General features: G+C 41.5%; 22 protein-coding genes and 2 pseudogenes. 5 read left to right on the top strand and 19 right to left on the bottom strand.

Annotation, left to right across the window (positions count from 1 at the left end):
- The first annotated feature begins 259 nt into the window (after window positions 1–259).
- Together ACE1CI_RS14170 and ACE1CI_RS14165 are read left to right on the top strand one after the other, a co-directional pair.
- Window positions 260–1,408: an XdhC family protein gene (locus tag ACE1CI_RS14170; RefSeq protein WP_413262754.1), complete on the top strand. Its 1,149-nt coding sequence runs from the start codon at window positions 260–262 to the stop codon at window positions 1,406–1,408.
- A complete protein-coding gene (locus ACE1CI_RS14165) occupies window positions 1,387–1,971 on the top strand; it encodes a nucleotidyltransferase family protein (protein WP_413262753.1) in 585 nt (194 codons plus the stop codon). Before ACE1CI_RS14170 ends, ACE1CI_RS14165 begins: the two co-directional genes overlap by 22 nt.
- 64 nt (window positions 1,972–2,035) lie before the next feature.
- On the opposite strand, the gene ACE1CI_RS14160 is transcribed toward ACE1CI_RS14165, so the two are convergent.
- The 4 genes and pseudogenes from ACE1CI_RS14160 to ACE1CI_RS14145 all read right to left on the bottom strand — a co-directional run bounded on the left by ACE1CI_RS14160 (window position 2,036) and on the right by ACE1CI_RS14145 (window position 6,701).
- Window positions 2,036–2,341: a hypothetical protein gene (locus ACE1CI_RS14160; RefSeq protein WP_496615469.1), complete on the bottom strand. Its 306-nt coding sequence runs from the start codon at window positions 2,339–2,341 to the stop codon at window positions 2,036–2,038.
- A 542-nt stretch (window positions 2,342–2,883) separates the two neighbouring features.
- Window positions 2,884–5,124: pseudogene (locus tag ACE1CI_RS14155) on the bottom strand (heavy metal translocating P-type ATPase); the annotation flags it as partial.
- Between the two features lie 713 nt (window positions 5,125–5,837).
- The gene (locus ACE1CI_RS14150; RefSeq protein WP_413262750.1) at window positions 5,838–6,353 is read right to left on the bottom strand and encodes an HMA2 domain-containing protein; all 516 of its coding nucleotides are present in this window, start codon (window positions 6,351–6,353) and stop codon (window positions 5,838–5,840) included.
- 36 nt (window positions 6,354–6,389) lie between these two features.
- On the bottom strand, window positions 6,390–6,701 hold the full coding sequence (locus ACE1CI_RS14145; protein WP_413262749.1) for a DUF5132 domain-containing protein: 312 nt from the start codon (window positions 6,699–6,701) through the stop codon (window positions 6,390–6,392).
- Between the two features lie 183 nt (window positions 6,702–6,884).
- Here ACE1CI_RS14145 and ACE1CI_RS14140 point away from each other — a divergent pair, with 183 nt between their 5' ends.
- Entirely contained in the window at window positions 6,885–7,742 is an 858-nt protein-coding gene (locus ACE1CI_RS14140) for an NAD(P)-dependent oxidoreductase (protein ID WP_413262748.1), read from the top strand.
- Here ACE1CI_RS14140 and ACE1CI_RS14135 read toward each other — a convergent pair.
- Together ACE1CI_RS14135 and ACE1CI_RS14130 are read right to left on the bottom strand one after the other, a co-directional pair.
- On the bottom strand, window positions 7,739–8,284 hold the full coding sequence (locus ACE1CI_RS14135) for a protein-tyrosine phosphatase family protein (protein WP_413262747.1): 546 nt from the start codon (window positions 8,282–8,284) through the stop codon (window positions 7,739–7,741). The genes ACE1CI_RS14140 and ACE1CI_RS14135 overlap by 4 nt on opposite strands.
- Before the next feature lie 123 nt (window positions 8,285–8,407).
- Window positions 8,408–8,680: a hypothetical protein gene (locus tag ACE1CI_RS14130; RefSeq protein WP_413262746.1), complete on the bottom strand. Its 273-nt coding sequence runs from the start codon at window positions 8,678–8,680 to the stop codon at window positions 8,408–8,410.
- A gap of 64 nt (window positions 8,681–8,744) precedes the next feature.
- On the opposite strand from ACE1CI_RS14130, the gene ACE1CI_RS14125 reads away from it, so the two are divergent.
- Complete coding sequence (locus ACE1CI_RS14125) at window positions 8,745–9,551, top strand: alpha/beta fold hydrolase (protein ID WP_413262745.1); 807 nt, start codon at window positions 8,745–8,747, stop codon at window positions 9,549–9,551.
- An 88-nt stretch (window positions 9,552–9,639) separates the two neighbouring features.
- Here the strand turns inward: ACE1CI_RS14125 and ACE1CI_RS14120 are convergent, their stop codons facing one another.
- The 12 genes and pseudogenes from ACE1CI_RS14120 to ACE1CI_RS14065 form a co-directional block, all read right to left on the bottom strand.
- Complete coding sequence (locus ACE1CI_RS14120) at window positions 9,640–10,386, bottom strand: metallophosphoesterase (RefSeq protein WP_413262744.1); 747 nt, start codon at window positions 10,384–10,386, stop codon at window positions 9,640–9,642.
- A 48-nt stretch (window positions 10,387–10,434) separates the two neighbouring features.
- Window positions 10,435–11,019: pseudogene (locus ACE1CI_RS14115) on the bottom strand (Uma2 family endonuclease).
- Between the two features lie 149 nt (window positions 11,020–11,168).
- The gene (locus ACE1CI_RS14110) at window positions 11,169–13,901 is read right to left on the bottom strand and encodes a tetratricopeptide repeat protein (RefSeq protein WP_496615468.1); all 2,733 of its coding nucleotides are present in this window, start codon (window positions 13,899–13,901) and stop codon (window positions 11,169–11,171) included.
- 184 nt (window positions 13,902–14,085) lie between these two features.
- Entirely contained in the window at window positions 14,086–14,943 is an 858-nt protein-coding gene (locus ACE1CI_RS14105) for a manganese catalase family protein (RefSeq protein WP_413262742.1), read from the bottom strand.
- Between the two features lie 257 nt (window positions 14,944–15,200).
- Window positions 15,201–15,539 carry a cupin domain-containing protein gene (locus tag ACE1CI_RS14100; RefSeq protein WP_413262741.1) on the bottom strand — a complete coding sequence of 113 codons (339 nt, stop codon included), beginning with the start codon at window positions 15,537–15,539 and terminating at the stop codon, window positions 15,201–15,203.
- Window positions 15,540–15,633: 94 nt separating this feature from the next.
- On the bottom strand, window positions 15,634–15,843 hold the full coding sequence (locus tag ACE1CI_RS14095) for an acetyltransferase (protein WP_413262740.1): 210 nt from the start codon (window positions 15,841–15,843) through the stop codon (window positions 15,634–15,636).
- 13 nt (window positions 15,844–15,856) lie between these two features.
- Window positions 15,857–17,026 carry a zinc-dependent alcohol dehydrogenase gene (locus ACE1CI_RS14090; protein ID WP_413262739.1) on the bottom strand — a complete coding sequence of 390 codons (1,170 nt, stop codon included), beginning with the start codon at window positions 17,024–17,026 and terminating at the stop codon, window positions 15,857–15,859.
- Window positions 17,027–17,075: 49 nt separating this feature from the next.
- Window positions 17,076–17,438, bottom strand: a complete 363-nt coding sequence (locus ACE1CI_RS14085; RefSeq protein WP_413262738.1) for a hypothetical protein — start codon at window positions 17,436–17,438, stop codon at window positions 17,076–17,078.
- A 21-nt stretch (window positions 17,439–17,459) separates the two neighbouring features.
- Window positions 17,460–18,116, bottom strand: a complete 657-nt coding sequence (locus ACE1CI_RS14080; protein ID WP_413262737.1) for a phosphoribosyltransferase — start codon at window positions 18,114–18,116, stop codon at window positions 17,460–17,462.
- A gap of 17 nt (window positions 18,117–18,133) precedes the next feature.
- The gene (locus ACE1CI_RS14075; RefSeq protein ID WP_413262736.1) at window positions 18,134–19,012 is read right to left on the bottom strand and encodes an SDR family NAD(P)-dependent oxidoreductase; all 879 of its coding nucleotides are present in this window, start codon (window positions 19,010–19,012) and stop codon (window positions 18,134–18,136) included.
- Between the two features lie 91 nt (window positions 19,013–19,103).
- Window positions 19,104–20,201, bottom strand: a complete 1,098-nt coding sequence (locus ACE1CI_RS14070) for a DJ-1/PfpI/YhbO family deglycase/protease (RefSeq protein ID WP_413262735.1) — start codon at window positions 20,199–20,201, stop codon at window positions 19,104–19,106.
- A 36-nt stretch (window positions 20,202–20,237) separates the two neighbouring features.
- Window positions 20,238–20,648 carry a DUF2267 domain-containing protein gene (locus ACE1CI_RS14065; protein WP_413262734.1) on the bottom strand — a complete coding sequence of 137 codons (411 nt, stop codon included), beginning with the start codon at window positions 20,646–20,648 and terminating at the stop codon, window positions 20,238–20,240.
- A 219-nt stretch (window positions 20,649–20,867) separates the two neighbouring features.
- On the opposite strand from ACE1CI_RS14065, the gene ACE1CI_RS14060 reads away from it, so the two are divergent.
- A complete protein-coding gene (locus ACE1CI_RS14060; RefSeq protein WP_413262733.1) occupies window positions 20,868–21,278 on the top strand; it encodes a DUF6335 family protein in 411 nt (136 codons plus the stop codon).
- 34 nt (window positions 21,279–21,312) lie between these two features.
- Here ACE1CI_RS14060 and ACE1CI_RS14055 read toward each other — a convergent pair whose 3' ends face one another.
- Window positions 21,313–22,167 carry a DUF72 domain-containing protein gene (locus ACE1CI_RS14055; protein ID WP_413262732.1) on the bottom strand — a complete coding sequence of 285 codons (855 nt, stop codon included), beginning with the start codon at window positions 22,165–22,167 and terminating at the stop codon, window positions 21,313–21,315.

The raw sequence follows: 22,167 nt of genomic DNA, 5'->3' as shown, positions 1-22,167 counted from the left end.
TACTGAGATCCTGCACCTGCGCTTGCGAGCCCGCCCGGAAATCAATTCCTTAGCTAATAGCTCAAGTCCATTAAAATGGACTGAAAGCCTTGAATCTTAAGCTTTTAGTCCTATGATAGAGGACTTTAGCTATTAGCCTGCGAATTGATTCGCAGGCGGATTGTGGGACTGGTGCAAGATCTGAGTAATATCTTCTCCCTCTTTCCTCTGCGTCCTCTGTGTCTCTGCGGTTTATTATAAAAAAGGTTTTTAACCGCTCATGAACGAATTACAAAGAATTCTACAAGCCTTTGAACAAAGCCAACAGGCTGGAAAACGCGCAGTTTTAGCAACAGTTGTGCGAACAAGTGGATCGGTTTATCGCAGACCGGGTGCGCGGATGTTATTAACTGAAGATGGAGAGATGTTTGGTGCGATTAGTGGTGGCTGTTTGGAAAGCGATATTTTGGATCGATCGCACTCTCTCCTCTCCAATAATGCCAATCCCATCTTAGTCAGATATGACACAACTTCCAGTGATGAAATTGTGTTTGGTTTTGGATTAGGATGCAATGGCATTGTGGATGTTTTGATTGAATCATTGAGCGATGATGCTGCGATTAATCAACTTTCCTTAATTCGAGATTGTTTGAACGCTCAGCAAATGATTGCGATCGCCACTGTGTTTGCTGTAGAAAATGTGTCGGGGATTAGAGTGGGCGATCGAATAATAATGAAATCAGACACCACAATCATCAACCAAATCGCTAACCAAGATATTGCTCAAACCATTGCCACAGACCTTAGCAAAATACTGATTGAAAAACAAACTCTTATACAATCCTACACTCTATCTTCTGGAAAAATTGATGTGTTGCTGGAAGTGATTTCTCCACCTGTTCCCTTGCTAATTTTTGGGGCTGGATATGATGCTATTCCAGTGGTGCAGTTCGCCAAACAATTAGGCTGGCAGGTTACAGTAATTGATTATCGATCGGGATATTTAACTGGCGATCGCTTTCCAAGAGCCGATCGACTGTTACACTGCAAACCAGAACAACCGGAAACCTATAACCATTTACTAACACCCCAAACCGTCGCTGTTGTCATGACTCATCGATATATTAGCGATTTGGCATTTCTCAAAACCTTGATTCCGTCTGGACTCCTTTATTTAGGCGTATTAGGGCCCAAAAGACGAATGCAGCAATTATGGCAAGATTTAGCCGAAAACGGTATCGCGCCAAATCAACAGCTTTATAATCCGATCGGGTTGGATATTGGGGCGGAAACTCCCGAAGAAATAGCCCTTTCCATCGTCGCAGAAATTCAAGCGGTGCTCGGTGGACGTTCTGGTGGTTTTCTGCGCGATCGCATCGGTTCGATTCATTCTCCCACAAAACCAGCATGGCTAGAATTGGTATCCTAATTTTGGCAGCGGGAGCCTCTACCCGCTTAGGACAACCGAAACAACTCTTATCCTATCAAGGCAAACCGCTGATTCGACAGATGGCAGAAGTGGCGATCGCATCTAACTGTCAACCTGTGGGAGTAGTTTTGGGAGCTCATGCTGAGGCGATCGAGCCACATTTATCAAATCTAGACATTCACATATTTTATAACGAAAATTGGTCAACGGGGATGGCAAGTTCGATTCAGTGTGGACTGCGGGAAATGTTGAGAATTTCGGTTGAGCTTGATGCGATCGTTCTCATGGTATGCGATCAACCCTTTGTTTCACCCGATCTAATTCACAAATTAATTGCTGGATATCGAGACTTAAACTATCCTATTGTCGCCTCTGAATACGCTGGCATTTTGGGTGTTCCCGCTTTATTTCACAAAACATTTTTTCCCGAACTATTAACACTTCAAGGAGATGTTGGTGCAAAATCAATTATCCGCCAACATCACTCCCATTCCTTAAGCATTCCATTTAACCAGGGAATCATTGACTTAGACACGCCTCAAGACCTGCAAATTCTCTCATAAAACGACTGAAGTCGTCACAACAAACAAGAGGTTCGTTGTAGCGACTTCAGTCGTACTATTCCTCTCATAAAACGACTAAAGTCGTCACAACAAACAAAAGGTTCGTTGTAGCGACTTCAGTCGTTTCTTTTCTTCTAAGTCGATGTAAATAAATAAAGTGATAATAGTTATCTTTGGATGGGGCAGGCAGGATGCCCACCCCACAAGAAAACTCTAACTTTTGTGGGGCAGGCAGGATGCCCACCCCACAAGAAAGCTCTAACTTTTGTGGGGCAGGCAGGATGCCCACCCCACAAGAAAGCTCTAACTTTTGTGGGGCAGGCAGGATGCCCACCCCACAAGAAAGCTCTAACTCTTGTGGGGCAGGCATCCTGCCTGCCTGAGTTTTCACTTTACTTATATCTACCTACTTATTTTCTTCTAAACACTCACAAACAGTTGAGATTTAGCTGAATATTTCCAGGTGATTCCTTCAGGATCTTTAGTTTTAGACCATTGGGAAAACTCAGATTGTGACTTTCTTTTACTCAGAGTACTGGCGCTGACTTTTAAGCGTTCTGCTAAAGCTCTGCCTGTTAATGTTTTCACCTCTTCAACATGAGAGTGAGAGTTGCCATTTTTTTCGGCTACTGCAACGGAACTCCTATTATTATAAGGCTCAGGTTTTCCGTTTAAATGTACTAAACTCAGTTCTTTGGGAAGGTGAGTGCCATTACCATTACCGTTGCCATTGCCATTAGTAGAGATTATTTCCAGATCTTTCATCTCTACAGAATGGTGAGGTTTACCATTGCCGTTAGGAGGAATTATTTCCAGGTGATAGGATTTGCCATTTCCATTAGTTGATTCTACTGTTGGCTGTTGGTTGTTATCTAAATTATTAGCCAACTGCTCCATTTCTTCGTTACTAATTAGCAATGGACGTAAACCATTTAATCCGGCAACAATAGCTGAACCATTGTTAACTAAAGTGGCGGCGAGTGGGGGAATTCCAAATAACACTGCTAACACTAAAGCACTCAAGTTTGGTACGGCGACAATGGCGGTATTTTGGTTAATTAATTCTAATGCTTGGCGTGCGATCGCGATCGCTTCCGGCAACCCCCGCAAATTATTTTCCATTAATACCACATCTGCCGTTTCCCTTGCCACATCGGAACCATCACCGAAGGAAACAGAAACATCTGCATAAGCAAGTGCCGGAGAATCATTAATCCCATCACCAACAAAAGCTACAGTTTTTCCTTCTTCATGTAATGCTTTAACAACGGCAACTTTGGTTTCAGGAAATGCTTCCGCATGAGTATTATTCGGCGCAATTCCTAACTCACTAGCAACTACTTTTGCTGTGCGTTTGTTATCGCCTGTCAAAATGTGAATATCCATGTCAGCATCAGTACGTAAAGCTTTAATTACATCGCGACTTTCCGCACGTAAAGGATCGCGATAAGCAATTACACCTTGCAATTCGCTATTGCTGGCGACGTAGATTAAAGAACAACTTCCTGATAAGAGATAGGGGTATTTTTCATGCAATATATCGATGCTAATTCCTTCTTTTTTCAAGAAAGTGTTACTGCCAACTAACACATTTTGTCCGTCAATTTCGGCGCGAATACCTAAACCAATTTCGTAATGCCATTCCCCACGTTGTAAAATTCTTGCACCTTCAGCTTCGGCATATTTGACTACAGCAACAGCAACAGGATGAGTTATTCTTTGTTCGGCAGCTGCGGCGAGTTCTAAAACTTGCAAACGAGAGATTGATTCGCAGGCAGTTTCCACGTTAACAACGGTGGGTTCACCTTTAGTTAATGTGCCTGTTTTATCAAATACAACTGCATCCACAGTAGCTAATTTTTCCAAGGCTCTACCGCTACGAATTAAGATGCCTCTTCTGGCGGCATAAGTCAAGGCAGCTAATACAGTTGTCGGTACAGAAACGCGAATTCCTGTGGCAAAGTCGATCGTTAAAATAGAAGCAGCACGAGCTAAATTCCCGGTTAAACCAAAGACTATTCCTGATAGTAATAGGGTGGGAATAACAGCTTGATCTGCTACTTTTGCGGCGTAATTTTCGATCCGGGTATCGTGAACAGGTGCATCCTGCATCACTTTAATAATTTGTCCGGCGCGAGTTTCAATGCCAATGTGTTCGGCAAGGATGTAAAGCTGTCCTTCTCGCACTAAAGTAGAGGTGTAAACTGTTTGTCCTTCGCTTCGCATTACAGGCATTGATTCGCCTGTGAGTTTTTGTTCGTCAATTAATGCTTTACCCCGCAAAATTCGCCCGTCTACTGGTATTTGATCGCCGGGATAAACAATAACGGTGTCGCCTTTTTGGACATCGTGAATGGAAATTTCTTGCTTTTCGCCGTTGCGTTCTACCCAAACAAATTGCTTCAATGAATCGAGCAAATCTAAGGTGTGTTTTTTGGAAGAACGTGCCGTTTGTTCCCTAATTGCTTCCCCAAGTTCAATCAAAATTAACATGATTGCTGGGTTGATAAATTGACCTTGCAATGTGGTAATTGCGATCGCAGAAAAGTCCAGAAAATCGATGTTTAATTTGCCTTCGGTGAGGATGCTTTCTAAGGCGCGTTGTGCTACGGGAATTGTGGCAAGAGCGATCGCACCTCCAGTCACGATCGGCGGAATTGGTAAACCGATCGGCCCACTTAATAAAGCTAACACCGCAGTTGCTACAGGCAAACTTAAGTTAGACCAAGGGTTAGTTTCTTCTTCTGTTTCTGTAGTAGAAGAACCAATTTTAATCAAAGTGCTGGGGTCATTCGCTAACTCAATTAAATGCACTAAATGAGCTTTAATTGCTGCTGGTGACAAGTCAGACGCTTGGTAACAAATTGCTACTGATGCCGCATCTTTGTTAATCTTGATGTTAGTAACTCTAGAATCTGATTGAGCTAATTGAGTTAGCTTTTGAGCGTAATCGGCATCTTTAGCAACTAGGGGAATCCGAAAGCGAATTCTCCCAGGAGTCTCATGCACTATACTATAAATTGGCTCTTGGCGATCGGCTACCTTGCCATTTAATTCTTTGGCTGAACTTTGAATTTCTGATTCTGGCTTTTCTGTCAGAAATTCTGACTCAATATATTTGAGTAATTCATGACTTACTCTGTCTGTAATCATGAATACTGGCAAGGACATTAACCCAGTTACTCCTAATGCTCCCGTGACTGCCATTCCAGCAATTATGGAGAAGATCGATCGCGCAATTCGAGGATATTGTTCAGACAGATCTCCCGATGCCAAAAGTTCCTGTAACTCTTGCTTGTGAGCTTTTTCAACTAACACTAAAGGTTGAGTCGATCCAGACTGTTGAATAATTTTAGAAATCTCTGGCATTGATACAATATTGCTGTCAAAGGTAGCAACTAAACTTTTAGTTGCAGAGTTTGTTCTGACTTCGTAAATTCCCTCTTGTTTGCGGAGTTTTTGCGCTACTTTTTCCAAAGCTTTTACCTGATTGCTGTCAGTTGCTTTTAGGCGCACCCGACCCGGAACATTATGGACGATTTGCAGAGCGTTGTTAGTGTTTTGTGCAGTGAGATTGGTCATTTTTTCTCAGTTGTTATTCCTCCATCTTTAAAGGATCAGAACTTAAACTTCAAAAAATCTTAATGGCAGATTTTTATTTCTTTTGTAATCAAAGCAACTTTCTTAACCTTTTGTTAATTAAATTTTAGTTGATGAGAACCTAACCCCTAAAGAGGTGATTGCTAGACAAATTTCTTCGGAGAAAATTTCGATGAAAAAGGAGTTGCGATCGACAAAAGCGCGATCGGCAACAACGAATTTTGAGTCTAATTTTTCCCTAAATCAAGGGACTTAGGAAAATCAGACTAACTATTTTTTTGTTCTGGATCGGTGGTGTAATGTAGCTTAATAAAACTATCAAAAGAGTACCAAGCTAACACATACCAAGGAACCGTTTCAAACTGCCATCCTTTTTGGAGTAACTGATAAATTGCCAACGTACCAAGTCCAACGGGTACCAAGAATCGCAAATCGACTACACCGCCGCTTGCTTGACCAACTCTTTGGTTAAGGTCAGAAATAGCATTAGTTAAATCCTTTGCTACTCCCGATTTTCCCTCTACTATTGGTACATCAACAACGTCTCCTAAAATGATGCCTAAATCCTGCAAAATAGCTTGGATATCTTCCACATTTCCATCATTTTCAGCATGATGAATTACGATGCTGCCAGTATTAATATTCGGACGAATATCATGAATCTGGGGATGTTCTTTCAGTGCATGGACAATCCGCGCCATTTCATCAGCATTGCGACGCTTTTGAGAAAGTTTTACCCTGGTTCGATTGGGAGTACTACTAACTATTTGGGTATGTTTCATTTCCAGTCATAGATGCTATTGAGCCTCTTGAAGATTTCAGTCGCTAAGAACTATTGGTTGTGGTTGGTTATTATTTGTAGAAGTTTTGTCATCTTCTGCGAGTTCCGCTTTAGCTTCCGCGATCAAATCTTCAAAAACTTCTCCCACTTCTGCAAAAGATTCTTTACCTTTTTCGTAAAGTTTAATTCCCTCTTTAATTACAGCCTTGGCTACAGGTTTACCTGCGCCAGCTACCGCTGGAATTAAGATGGGTGCTAACAGCAATGCGCCGATACCTACCACAGCACCGGGAACTCCCCCACCAGAGATTACTTCATCCAATGCTAAACCCTTGAGTATGTCGTCCATTAGGGCCATCCCTGAACCTCCTTAAGGTAAAGAACAGGTTAAGAAAACCATTATTAAATACTAGGATATATATTTTAAACTTGCAATCACTCTGTTGACATAAGACTTAATTAAACGATCGCAAATGCAATCAATTGTCAAAGAAGGTATAGTTTTGAGTGGTTGTAATAGAGTTTTTAGTCTGTGAAAGTTGGATTTTTGGGAACTGGGTTAATGGGTAAGCCTTTGGTGCAAAGATTATTGTGTGCCAAAATACCTGTGGTTGTTTACAATCGCACGGCATCAAAGGTGGAAGAATTAAAAGCAGCGGGTGCTCAAGTAGCTGATTCGCCAGAAAGTGCGATCGCCAATTCCGATTGTATAATTTTAATGCTGACCAACGCTTCAGCCATTGAGGAAGTTTTACTTTCTGAAAGTGCCAAAGCTGAACTTAAAGGAAGGACGATTATTCAAATGGGAACTATTTCCCCGCAAGAAAGCCAAGAGATTGAAAAGCAAGTAATTGCGGCTGGAGGTGAGTATTTAGAAGCACCAGTTTTAGGCAGCATTCCTGAAGCCGAAGCTGGTAAATTGATCGTCATGGTAGGCGCAACTCCCGAACAATTTGCGAAATGGTCAAATCTTTTACAAAACTTTGGTTCAGAACCTCGTTTAATTGGTTCAGTAGGTACAGCAGCCGCAGTTAAATTAGCACTAAATCAATTAATTGCTTCCCTAACTACTGCCTTTGCTTTGAGTTTAAGTTTAGTCCAAAAACAAGGTGTAGAGGTAGAAACTTTCATGGAACTTTTACGCCAAAGTGCTTTATATGCACCTACTTTCGATAAGAAACTAAAGCGAATGTTGGAAAGGGATTTTACCAATCCCAATTTTCCGACCAAACATCTACTCAAAGATACAAATTTGTTCCTCAACCAAGCGCAGTCAAATAACTTAAATACTTACAGTTTGGAAGGGGTGCGACAAATTTTAGAAATTGCTCAAGAAATGGGACTTGCTGATGCTGATTACTCGGCTTTATTTAATGCTGTAAATCCTTAATTTTGCGGATTCCTAAAATGACTGCATTTATCGAGCAGTGAGTTCAGTTCCGCAGCGACTTGCCAAGGATTGCGACCTTTGAAAGGAGCGGCGATGACTGCTTCAGATGGATTTCTCCCAGTTTTTTTGACAGCAGCGATCGCAGTTTTGCCAGATAACCCTCGTCCAGCCACAAGCCAAGCTGCTAAAATGTGTCCTGTGCGACCAATGCCACCAGAGCAATGAACAACAACCTTCTCATGATTCTGGTTAGCAGCAGCCAAGAAAGGTAAGATTTGGTGGATAAGCATTTCGGGGTCAGCAAAGTGAAAATCCTCGATCGGTGTCCAACAAACTCGATCGAGTCCAAAGCTCTGTTGGTAAAAGTTGAGTAGACTGGAATAGCGCCTTAGTTGAGATTCAGGAAGCAAACAACAGACACGCTCAATACCTTGATTGTGCATAAATTCAATCCACTCGTTCACTTGCTCGTTGCTATATCCCGGTCGAGCAGAACCAAACACGATGGTTTCATTCTCTGAAGCAGGAGCAAATTTATACATAATGAGTGCATCAAAGTGTTCAAAGACCGATATCAATGACAAAATCCAAGGAAAAGTCTGGTTGTGCGGGTAAGCGAAAAATTACTGTAACTATTGCTTTATTGTCGATCGATCTCCCGTACATCATTTGACAGTACGCTCAATTGCGCCACCAAAGCTGAATGTAACGTCATAACCAATTCGCATAGTAAACAATCTGGAATTTGGGTTTTTCTGCTTCAACTTCAATGCTGTTTCTACGCCAGATTCATCAATTCCGTATTCGCCAGTTTCAGCATCAATTACAATCATTTTGCCAATATTATCGCCATGCTCAACTTGTTGGCGAATACCATTTTCGTAAAATTGTTTGGCTCTATGGGCGACTTCTTCTACACTCCAAAAAATAGCCTGCATGATGATTAAACTTGCTTTTTGCTCTTTAATTATAGTCAGCAATTAACGCTCAAGGAAAGGTAGTATGAACTCAAAGACGATCGCTAATCAGAACAATAGCATTCACATCCTGGAAACTGATGCACCTGTGGAGTCCCAGAGGTTGCCAGTAGTGTTTGTGCATGGGATGGCTTGTTCTGCGGATATCTGGGATGCACAGTTGGCTTATGTGGCGCGGACTCGACGGGCGATCGCGATCGACCTACGCGGACATGGTGCTTCTACACCCCCAGCAGATGACGACTACTCTCCAGAAGCCTGTGCAGTTGATATCTTCGCTGTATTGGAAGCTTTGGGACTCGATCGGATCGTTCTCGTCGGACATAGTTATGGTGCTTGCGTTGCTCTCGCTGCCGCTGCTGCTAGACCTAATGCGATCGCACTATTAATATTAGTAGACCCACCAATAGACTGCACCCAATTTCCCCCAGAGATGTACGAAGCACAAATCGCCCCAATGCAAGCAGCACTTGCAACCGAGGATTGGCGATCGACCTTAGAAAACTCTTTTCGTGGCGCACTGACAGGCGGCACATCAGCAACAGAAGATCAAATACTTGCGCGACTTGCCGCAACTCCAAAGGCTGCGCTGCTAGGAACTTCTCGCGGTTTGTTTGCTTTTAAAGCGGTGGAAGCTCTCGATCGCTACCTCGCAACGCCTGGAGCACAAGCTCACGCGATTCTTGCGCCGTCCAATAACTTGCCGTTCAGCCTTCACGTTCTCCGTCCAGCACTCACCACAACTACGCTACCTGATACGGGACATTGGTTGATGCTTGATGCGCCGGAAGAGTTTGCTTGTGCGATCGATACTTGCCTAGCACCCGTCTAACTAAAAACTCGTGCCAGCAGCTTAACCCAGATCGGAATCAAATGAGCGATTCGTAAATAAATAACTGATTAGTTTTTCCGGTTAGTTCTTACAACTCAATCACCAAATCAGGAATAAAGTTTTCGTTTCGTTTGTCTGGATAACCTCTAGGATTACAAATTACTCGCGTGCTTCCAAGCAAATAATCTTGCTGGCAATGAATGTGCCCATGTATCCATAAAACAGCATTAGATTCGGCAACAAATTTGTCAAGGTCTGAGGCATAAGCAGCTCTGAGAATATTATCTCGATCGCGCTCACGTACAGAGCGTTTACTCGGCGCATGATGAGTAATGACGACTATTTTGTTATTTTGGTTGTTCAACAGTTCTTCATTCAACCACCGTAATGATTTGCTATGAATGATTGTTGTATCAATAGATCGTAGTTTGCGAAAAGCAGGACTGACTCGAATTTTCCTGTAGTCATTCATGATTTGTGTTGCCTCATACCCAGCAATTTTGGGTTCGCCAAACAAGTTAAAATCTGTCCATAGCGTACAACCTAAAAACTTAATATCGTTAATTATCAAACTGTCATTTTCCAAGATGTGGATATTCGTACCTTCTACTGCTCGTTTGAGATCGTCAATATGCTTGGGAAATGCCTTTCCATAATACTCATGGTTGCCTAAAACATAAATTACAGGTAGTTCTGGAAAGTAATATTTAGCCCAATCTATCCCTTTCTTACCAACATGAATATCTCCAGCTAAAATAATAACATCTGCATTAGTTACCAGGGGATTGAATGGCTCAAATTCTAAATGTAAATCGCTTAAGATATGCAGCTTCATTTCCTTTTTTTTTAACTCCTACTGAATCTTACCTGCATTGAAAACTTTTTATGCTGTTAATTCTAATTCCGAAAAGGTATAAGATACTAAGGTTTGGCTATTACGAAACTGAGACATTTTATAGCTTCCATTCTCTAGTTGACATATCGTAATGGTAGGCTGTTTAGGTGAACCAATAAAGAAAGTTCCACCCAGTCCCAAATAATCTACGATCCAATATTCAGCTATTCCCAAAGCTTGATAATCGTCAAGTTTCCGAGCCTAGTCATTTTGCCAATTTGTACTGACAACTTCAACTACCAGCTTGATAGTTGTTCCTAAAGTAACGATCGGCTCTCGTTGCCACAAAGGTTCATTTCCTAAAGCTAATCTGTCTAAAACTATCACATCTGATCGGAAAGCCGAAGCAATTCCCAAAGGTTTAATTAAACAGCGCAACGGAATTAAATAAGGTAATTTGAGACGACGAATTTCAAAGTTGAGTTCACAATTAATTAATCCCGCAACTTGTTCATGACGGCCTGTTGGTTCCTTTTCAATTAGTTCTCCCTCAAGCAATTCGTATCGCTCATTATCTCCATATTCGCTAATGAAGTTTTCAAAAGTTAGAGATTTTTGGGATAGCTGAATCATGGCTGTCACATATCTAAATTAATCTGTTTGTTGTAAGGACTTCAGTCCTTTCTTTTCCGATTAAAAAGAGTGGTGGTGCGTTACGCTGCGCTAACGCACCCTACGGGAATTGGTGGTGCGTTACGCTGCGCTAACGCACCCTACAGGGATTAGCCTTCGATTAATTGCCAGAAACGATCGTCCTCTGATATCGCTTCAAAGTCGCGATCGCTTTGTGCTTCTTGGCGATATTTAGGATTAATTCTAATCGCTTGTTCTAGGTTTTCAATGGCTGGTTTTACTTGTTCTTGGAGTGCAAAACAGGCGGCTTTGTTGTAATAAGCTGGCGCATATTTTGGCTCAATTTGGGTGGCGCGATCGAAGCTTTCTATTGCTTCTTGCTCTTTCTCTAATTTCACCAACATTTCGCCTTTATAATTCCAAGCTTTGTGAGATTCTGGATTTAAGTCAATGGCTTTTTCAAAAGCCGAAATTGCGTCTTCGTATCTTGACAAAACTCCTAAAGCTAAACCTTGATTTATCCAAGCTACAGCATCATCTGGTTGTAATGTGGTAGCTTGCTCGAAGGATTGAAAAGCTTCTTCGTGTTGTTGCAAAGTTCCTAAAGCGACTCCGCGATCGACCCAAGCTTCGTGATAATCTGGTTTAATTTGAATAGCTATATCATAAGCTGCGATCGCATCTTCATGGCGTTTCAACTTGCCTAAAACCATCCCTTTTTGTAACCAAGCTTTGTAATGATTTTCTTGCAGTTGGGTTACTTTATTAAAGATAGCTAATGCAGGTTCAAAGCGTTTCAATTCCTTCAATGCTAAACCGCGATGATACAAACTTTCGGTATCTTCGGGATTAATTTCCAGTACTTTATCAAAGGAAGCGATCGCTTGTTCGTACTTCTTCAATTCCCAATAAGCTAAACCTTTCTGATACCAAGCTTGGGTGTTATCAGTTTTGTATTCTATGGCGCGATCGTATTTTGCAATAGCTTCGTGATATTCACCTTCTGCAAACAACGCATTACCTTGATTCAAGTAATCATCGGGTGATAAGAACAAGTCAGGATGATTAGCTTTCAATTTTTGGATTTGTTCGTTTAAAGTTTGCAGTTGGTGATGAGTTTCGGGGATTAGTGTTTGGGCGATCGCATCTGAAGAAGTATCAGCCAATCTTTGCAAAATATGCGCTTTTTGTGATATTGCATCTGATTCAATTTCGCTCAATTTATGCGAAACAGAATGTTGTGATTCTCCCAAACTCTGAATTACTTGCTCTTTTCTCGCTTGAATTTCTGCCTGGAATTGAGATACAAAATTCGCCGCTTCTCTGGCTAATTCTTCTAGATGATTTTGGCTGGCTTCTTGTTGCTTTTTGACTTCTGTTTCCAGTTGTGCTAGTTGATTTCTTACTGCTGCTTCTAACTTTTGTAAGTTAGATTGGCTAGCACTTTGTTGTTTTTGAATTTCCGCTTGTAATTGAGCGATTTGGTTTTTAATTTCACCATTCAACTGAGCTAAAACTTGTTGGGTTTCTGCTTGTTTGCTGGCAATTCCTGATTGTAACTTAGTTAATTGGTTTCTCACTTCTGTATCTAAACCTTGCAGACTTTGCAAAGTTTGTTCCTTGCTGGTGGCAATTCCCGATCGCCAACCCTCCACCTGTGTAGTAAAGTCGGTTTCTAAAGCTTGTAATCTCTGGAGACTTTCACTCATTCTGCCAAGTATTTGAGATTTAGAATCATTCAATTCCTTGGTCATTTCTCCACTTAATTTTTCCATTTTCTGCATAGTTGCATTATGCAGTTCCTTGGCTTTTTGTTCCGTATCAGATTGAATTGCCAAAAGTTGGGGAGAAAATTCTGCTTCTAATTGTTGCAGGGTTTGGAGAATGCGATCGCGTTGTTTTTCCGTATCCGAATGCAGCGCAGTTAACTTAATATCAAAATCTGTTTCTGCCTGTTTCAGATGTTGAATTGTGGTATCTTTTTGGGCTTTAACCTCTGTTTGCAATTGCGAAACCAACGGTGTAAACTCAGAACTCAACTTTTGCAAATTCTGAATCATCAAATCCCGTTGTTTCTGAATATCTGCCAACAAAATATTCAACTGCGAACCAAAATCTGCTTTGGATTTTTCCAAATTATGAATTACCGCTTTACCTTGTTCTTCGGTATCAGCTTTCACTCTTTCTAAATGCGGAGTTAATTCCCCAGCTAATCTTTCCAAACTTTCAACAGCTGAATTTCTTTGGTGTTGTACGTCCGATCGCAATTCCACCAAATGCAACTTAAACTCATTGCTTACTTCTACCAAAGCTAATTGAGCATCTTTAAGTTGCGTTTCTAATTCCTTTAAAGCTTGTTTTTTCGACTGCGACAACTCCCCAGTAATTTGTGATACATCCTCATAGCGATCGTCAATTTCTGCTTGAAAATCAACAACTTGTTCGTTCAGCTTCTTTTGTAAATCTGATGCAACTAACAGAATATTTTGCACTTCTTGACTAGCACTAGCCAATTTTAATTCTAAATCTTTCAACCCACTAAGATGTTCTTTAACAACAACTCCCACCTCTCGCAAAACAGAACGCCGCAACAGAAAAATTGCCACCAAAGAAGCAGTCAAAAGTAACCCTAAAATAGCCAACAAAATATTAAATAACGTAGTCGTCCGACTGAAAGCAAGATTTGCCTCCGCTTGAACTTGTTGTTGAATGCGCCTTTCATCTCTTAAACGTCTGAGCTCCTGTCGTTCCAAATTGCTAATTGCTGGGCTTGTAGGTGCAGCAGTTTGGGCGCTAGCAAGACCAAGGGAAAACAGGAAAGTAGAAAGGACGACACTGCTTTGCAGTATCAAAACCAGGACTTTTGGATTCTTGCGCTTCATCGGGACTCCCTTTGCCTATCGGTCAAGTGTAATGCTCACTTTATTCTAGGATAAGGCAGAAGGCAGAGGGCAGAAGGAAAGAAAGGCTAGATCCCCTAGATCCCCGACTTCTTCAAGAAGTCGGGGATCTGAATCCCCTAGATCCCCGACTTCTTCAAGAAGTCGGGGATCTGAAGTTTTTTACTTAACGACCTTTGGGAGTACCATGCAATTTAGGATCGGGCATTGGCGGTTCTGGTTCTGCACTTAAACCTTCGGGATTAGCGATATATTCAAACTCGCCTTTACCGTCCATTGATTTGCCTTTTGCCCAACGTCCTTCAGCACTTTGCGTACCATCAGAATGATTCCAGAATTGATAGGCAAATTCTCTTTTTTCCAATTCTAATGGGAAAGAACTGGGCACAGGAGTTGTTTCCAAATTGTCTTTTTCCAACTCTTCAATTGCCGCTAACCACAAGTTTTGGTGCATAGTATCGCGGGCAATCATGAAACTCAAAGTATCTTTTACACCAGGATCGTTTGACATTTCATACATCCGAACAGCTTGCAAACGACCTTGAGATTCTGCGTGAAGATTGGAACGAAAATCTGCTAATAAATTGCCGCTTGCGACAATAAAACGACCATTCCAAGGATAGCCAACACTATCGCTAGGAGTCGCACCTAAACCAGAGACGATCGCGTGTTGCGGATTCATGCTATTCATAATCATTTCTCTGGGATTTGAACCGCCCATTACTGCACCAATAATGGGATCTTTTGCTCCCTCTTCTTGTTCAGAAACAGGCGCTTTATCTAACAAATGGGCAATCAATGTAGCTAACATTTCAATATGCCCAATCTCTTCAGTACCGACATCTAAAAGCATATCTCGGTACTTCACAGGCCCGCGACAATTCCAACCTTGAAATAAGTATTGCATCATCACGGTCATTTCGCCAAATGTACCGCCGATGAGTTCTTGAATTTTCTTTGCGTAAACTGCATCAGGTTGTTCAGGTCTTTTGTAATATTGCAATTTTTTCTGATGAAAAAACATGAAAAGCTCCTAAGATTGCGTGGTTTCATTTCAGCAAACATTCTTTGATAAACTGTCCTCAACCACGTTTTTTTTGCGATTCGTTGAATGTTAACCTTACTTAATAAATAGCTGTTTAATTATTTTTGCTCTTCATCCTGAAGTTATACAAAACTTAAGTTTTATTTATATCTATTTATATAGTCTGAATCCAGATCCCCGACTTCTTCAAGAAGTCGGGGATCTAAGAAAGTTCGTTGTGATGACTTCAGTCATCATTACTCATCGCGTCCGTGAACCTGTGCAGGAGGAGAAGTTGCTTCTACTGCTGTGAATGATTCGAGAATTTTGTAAGTATGAGATGCGCCTTGAGGAACTACCCAAGAACTACCAGGTTCTAGTAAAACCATTTGTCCTTCAATGTGTAATTCTGCACGACCTTTAATCACATAACCGACTGTTTCATACTCTCTTTGTGCTTCTGGTTTAGCATCACTTGGTTGTTCATCTTCCCAAAGACGCATGGCAAGACTTTTTCCAGAAGCGAGATATTTTTGCCCCATTTCACCTTTAGGAGAATAGGCAGAATCTACTTTTTTAACACTTGTATCGGGCATAGTTCTTTCCTTTGGTAGTTGGTAGTTGGTAGTCGGTAGTTGGTAGTCGGTTAAAATTTGCCATTCCCGCTACCTACTACCTATTACCTAATGACTAAGCTTTTGTGTAATTGGCATCTAGCCAACAACGGGGGAGACTTTCACCGGATGGGAAAACTAATTCTTCCTTGCTGTAAGTAGCTGTATTTTGTTCTTCTTGTCCGGCTTGATCTCGTCCGCTGATTTCATGCTGATTAGGATTAATCAGAGATTCAGTATCATGAATTTGAATCAGAGTGCCAGTTTCTTTGCTTTTGAGCAGCATATAACCTCCTAATTTACGGTTTTAAAACAACTTTGATGCAGTTATCTTTTTTGTGTTTGAAAATTTCGTAGCCTTTGGGTGCGTCTTCTATATTCATCTTGTGGGTAATCACAAAAGATGGGTCTATTTTGCCGTTTTGGATATGTTCCAATAACGGTTTTAAGTAGCGATGAACATGAGTTTGTCCCATCTTGAAAGATAAGCCTTTGTTGAAGGCTGCACCCATCGGAATTTTGTCTAAAAAGCCGCCATAAACACCTGCTAAAGATACTCTTCCACCTTTACGACAAGCGACAATTACTTGTCTTAATGCGGTGGGTCTATCTGTTTCTAAACGTACTGCTTGTTTGGCTTTATCGTATAAGGCATCTAGACCTGTTCCATGCGCTTCCATTCCTACGGCATCCAGACAAGCATCGGGCCCTCTTCCGCCTGTCATTTCTTTTAATGCTTCGCCTGCATCGACTTCTTCGTAATTAATTATTTCGGCTTTTCCTTGTTCTTTTGCCATTTGTAATCTTTCGGGAATTCTGTCGATCGCAATTACCCGATCTGCCCCCAACAAATAAGCACTTTTAATGGCAAATTGTCCTACAGGGCCACAACCCCAAACTGCTACAGTATCGCCTGGTTCTATTCGGCAATTTTCGGCTGCCATATAACCAGTTGGAAAGATATCTGTGAGGAATAAAACTTGTTCATCTGTTAGTCCTTCAGGTATTTTAAATAATCCAACATCGGCAAAGGGAACGCGGGCATATTCTGCTTGTCCGCCTGCATATCCACCGAATAAATGGGAGTAACCAAATAATCCCGATGGTGAATGACCCATCATTTTTTCAGCCATCCAAGCATTCGGGTTAGAATTGTCGCAAAGTGACCATAGATCGCGGTTGCAAAAAAAGCAGTTGCCACAAGAAATGGTGAAGGGAACGACCACGCGATCGCCAATTTTTACATTTTTTACCGCACTGCCTAAGTCAACTACTTCTCCCATGAATTCATGACCCAAAATATCCCCTTTTTCCATTGTGGGAATGAAGCCATCATAAATGTGCAAATCTGAGCCACAAATTGCCGTCGAAGTAATTTTAATAATGGCATCACGGGGGTTAAGAATTTTGGGATCGGGTACATTTTCCACCCGGACATCATTAGCACCATGCCAGCAAACTGCTTTCATTAATCTGAATCTCCTGAAATTAAATGACTAACAACTTTTGCTTAATTAATCACCGTCTAATTTGGGTATTTTCGTTCTCGAAGTTTCCTTCTTGATTTCCCGTGATTGGCTTGGCGGTGTTACCAACTGAATCTTGTACTTGATTGATAAACTTTTTCGTTTCAGGAGGTAGCGGTTCATTCAAATTCAGTTTTTCTACTACATTTTCTGTAGCGTTTTTCACTGTCTCTTTGACTGAATTAACGGGGCCTTTACCTGCATATTCTGGTGCAACTTGGTAATAGTCGCCTTCTGGAGTGATAGAACTTGATTGTGCTAACAGCGAGTTTCCAGAATTTAAAAATTGACCCAAAAATAGGGTAATTGTAGCGATGCAAAGTACTATTAATTTGCGGAAATTCAAGGTTTTCATTACTCACTTACTCCTAAATAATTAAGTTGCTGAAAGTTGACAGGTTGCCTGTTCCAATAGCGAACAAACTTCTCGATCTGTGGTTTGGGAAAAGTTGTTGTACCAATGTCCGATCGCCCAAAGTCTTTCGGGCAAAATTACACTTACCACTTCGTCTACTTCTGCGCCAAACTCAGAAAAACCTTCTGTAGCGGCAACAGGAACCGCCACTACAATAGACTTTGGTTGATGAGGTTTTAGTGCCATTACAGCAACCCGCATTGTAGCGCCAGTAGCTAAACCATCATCTACTAAAATGATTGTGCGATCGCGAAAATTAGTTTCCGGTCGGTTTTTTCGGTATAAATTTTCCCGCCGTTCTAATTCTTTTTTTTCATGTTCCATTACTAGATCGATCGCTTCTGGGGAAACATCAAATGCTCTGATAGTTTCTTCATCCAAGAAGCAGACACCACCTGATGCGATCGCACCCATCGCCAATTCTGTATGGCTAGGAACTCCCAATTTTCGCACGATAAATACATCTAATGAAGCATTTAAAGTTTTAGCTACTTCAAAAGCAACGGGAACCCCTCCACGAGGTAATGCTAATACCAAAACATCTGGACGATTAGCGTAATTAGTCAATTTTTCGCCTAATAATTGACCTGCTTCTGTGCGATCGCGAAATGGTGTCATACTTCCCCCTCGCTAGCTTATTTCTTGATAGCGTGAGTTTCTTTGTTTTTTAATCCTTCTAACGAATGATCTAAGCGCAACTCACCTTGAGGTTCTTCTCGCAAATAATTTGGTGTATCTTCACCAACTGAACCTTTAGCAACAGTTACACCGCCATCAACTAACCACAATGCACCCGTCACATAACTGGCTTCATCTGATGCCAAGAAAGCATAAACATTGGCAATTTCTTCCGGTGTACCCCGTCGCGCCATTGGTGTAGCTGTAATTAAAGTTTGCTCCATTTTGGAATCCATTGGCCCTGTTTCTTTGTGTGTCCAAGCAGTATCAATTGCACCCGGACAAACACAATTTGCTCGCACGCCATATTTAGCTTGTTCAACAGCAACTCCTTTCATAAAAGAGTGCATCCAGCCTTTTGTTCCGCCATAAGGAGCGTTTTGTGCTAACCCATTGAAACCAGCTTCGGAACCTGCGGAAATGATGTTTCCTCTAGTTCTTTGTAAGTGTGGTAAAGCGTATTTTGTCATCAGAAATGCGGAACGAATGTTCATTCTGATAGTGCGATCGAAGTCTTCTACCGGATAATGTTGCATTTCTGATGTTGTCAAGAAAACACCAGCATTGTTAATTAAAATGTGGAGATTTCCAAACTCAGTAATTGCGGCATGAACGCAAGCTTGAGCATGATCTTCTTCCGAAATATCACCCGCATAAGCGACAGCTTGACCGCCATATTTTTTAATTGCTTCTACTACTTCTGATACTGGATCGCTGGGTAAACCATTAACTACAACTTTTGCGCCTTCTTTAGCAAATTTGTGAGCAATAGCTTCCCCAATTCCTGTGCCTGCGCCAGTAACAATGGCAACTTTTCCTTCTAAACGTCTTTCCACTTTTTCACCTCTTAATTTTTCCAAAAGATAGGGAAATAAAAACTAAATTTCCCAGTCCCGTAGGACAGGCATCTTGCCTGTCATCCCCAAATTAAACACCTACAGCAGGACTTGTAGAAGGTTTAGCTGCTGGTGCAATTTCTCCAGCAAAACGTGCTTTATAAAGGTCTGCTAAAAGCCGTTCGTATTTGGCTAAATCTTCTTCAATTTCCATAAATAATGCGGTGGAAATTGGGTCAGTAAGTTGAGTACTCAGTTGATATGTATCCACAACTGCTGTTTGCATATCACCTAAAGCAGTACGCAACATAAACAGATCGTCGCTACCTTGTAAGCCAGTTTTTATTTTGGCGTAAGTATCAGCTGCTTGTGCTGGTAAAGAGGGTTTTTCGCCTAGTGCATTCAGGCGTGCTTCGATCATTTGAATGTGGCTGGCTTTGTTAGCGATTATTTCTTGTAAGAGCGATCGCAATTCTGGATCTGAGCTTCTTTCTGCATACTTCTGAAACTCTTCATGAGAATAACGCTCACCTGCAAGAGATGTATTCAAAGCTTTAACAATGTCGCCTTTTGTAGAACCGCCCCAAGCATCAGCAAGCTTCCACCATTCAGCAGTAATATCACTCTCATTAGGCAGGTCTACTTCCTTCCCACCATAACCCAAACGGCTTAAAATTGCAGTGGTGAAAATTGCTAAATCTCCCGGTCTTCTGGAAGTAATTAAATTGCCATCAACTACCAAAGGTTCATCAAGGTAATTAGCACCTGCGTTAATCATATCCTTGCGGATTGCGCGATAGCCAGTGGCATTTTTACCTTTGAGTAAATCGCCTTCAATTAATACTTGAGGCCCATGACAAACAGCAGCAATTAATTTTCCTTGCTCCATTGCTTGCTGCACAAATCTAACTGTATTTAGATTAGTACGCATTGTGTCAGGAGCCATTCCCCCAGGAATGATTACTGCATCAAATTCTTCCGGGCGAGATTCAGTAGTTGTAGCATCAGGTTTCTGGGAAACTTTGCCTTGCTTTCCTACATAAGTGCTGTTCATCCGAGAACCGAGAACAACTACATCGAATCCCGCCATTTTTAGCGCTTTATAAGGTATTTGAAACTCGGAATCTTCCACTCCAGTTTCAATGAGAATTGCTACTCGTTTATTACTATGACCGTTATGATGTGTCATTTTATTTCCTCAAAGTGTTGGTAAAATTTGTTCGATTTAACTTCCAGAAACTACTTGTGAACTGGGGTTAGCTGAAGGTAATAAGTCCAAATAATCCGGCGAAAGATTAGCCCTAACATCTGCAAATTCCCCAGGTGTAACGGCAGTATTTAAAACCGAGAAAACAGCACGCGCATGAGTAGCGGCTGTAACTGGATCTACACTTTCTTTTTCGGCAACCTTTTGATAAAATTCTTGTAGAGAAAAGGCTTGCCCATTCTCTCCTTCTCTACCGCGTAGATACTCCCCAATTTCTGCTGGTAATTGAGAAGCTAAATCTTTAGCTTCATCACCGACAAGACGTTCTTTAAGCGTTTCTAAAGTAGCACGAACAGCACGCTCTGCTTCATCACGAGAGCCAAGCTGAGCTATGCTTTGAACGTGCTTATAAAATTCATCACGTTTCATGGCATCCTCAGATATTTTTCATCTCAACAAAAGTGGTAATCTTTAGCTCAGACCTGTTTCCAGGTTAGGCATTTTCGCCCTGAATTCTCGTCATACTAAAGTGATAGATCGGTTTTCTGCGTGTTCTTCATTCAAAAGTTATAGAGCAGTTTCGCTCTAAAGTCAGACCTCAATTTCGCGGCGAGAAAGTAACCTGGTAAGGTATAAGGAGCGTGTATTATGGCTGACAAAACAGATAACAACATAAACAATAATGAAGAGGTGACTTCCGATCTACCGCAAGAGATCACCGAGTCTTACGGAACTGGAATTCATACAGAACCGGGATACAATATTGGCACGCGCAGACTGCGGGATGAGGAGAAACAGTACACTTCAACTAGTCCCGAATTAAGTGGTGGTGATGTAGATGCTGCTTGGGAACTAGCTGATACTGAAGGTGAAGAAGCTGTAGGTGGAACTGTCGCTACTCCCGATCAGAGTATTGTTGATGAATTGGGTGCTGCTGTCGGTTTGGAAATGGACGATCGCGCTTTCCTCCGCACTACTGAAATTTTAGATCAACGGGACGATCGACGCTGGGAATTAGACCCCACTTCTTCCGAAGATTATCAAGAACGTAGAGAATAAAAGTTAGTAAGAGCGCTGAAGCGCAACAACGTACCTAAAATAAAGTCAATTGTGTAGCTGTTCCATCAATATCATTCCAAGGTAAAGGAGGAACAGCTACACCATTTTTTTCTAATAATTCCTGAAAATATCTCGCTGTGTGTGGCGAGTTTTCTTCAACTGGACAATGTACAAAGAAAAAAATGTTTGTACCTTGCTGCAACCATTCATTTATTTGTGTTACCCACTCGTTTAAAAATGGTTGATTAACTTCTTTGTTGGGATGACTAATAAACCGAATTAAACTAAAGGAAGTCGTGACACTTGGTTGCAATGGTAACTGAGGTTTACGTCTTTCTAATTGTACTTGTGGATCGTTTGGGCCAGAATAAATTGGTCGAGAATCTAATAATACCCTTCCAACTCCTAAATTTTGTAAGAGATTTGTCAGTTTTTCGGCATGAGGTTCTGTAAACCAATCTCGATGACGCACTTCTAAAGCTAATGGTGCTTCACTGCGGGGCCAAGCTGTTAAAAAATTGCTCAGGTCGTCGTATAATTCTGGTGAGTAGCTGGGTGGTAGTTGGGCGAAAATTAGGCCGAGGCGATCGCCTAAACCGCGCATTTGTTCGAGAAAGTTTAATGCGCTGGGAATTGAGGGTTGTAGTAGTCCGTTATGCGTTAAATCTTTTGGTAATTTGAGGCAGAATTGAAATTCTGGCGGCGTTTGTTCCGCCCATCGATCGACAGTGTTTTTATCAGGAATTGCATAAAATGTGGTGTTACCTTCAACGGTGGTGAGTCGCTGACTGTAAAGGCGAAGAAAGTCACTTTGCCGACTTTTTGCAGGGTAGAAGTTTCCTACCCAACCTTTATATGACCACACGGCACAACCTAGAAAAAAGTTCAT

Origin of the sequence: Floridaenema flaviceps BLCC-F50, from assembly GCF_041929275.2 — a bacterium.
In the GTDB taxonomy this organism is placed as follows: domain Bacteria; phylum Cyanobacteriota; class Cyanobacteriia; order Cyanobacteriales; family Aerosakkonemataceae; genus Floridanema; species Floridanema flaviceps.
The sequence above is the reverse complement of the archived record's forward strand: the minus strand, read 5'-3'. Positions and strand labels throughout refer to the sequence as shown.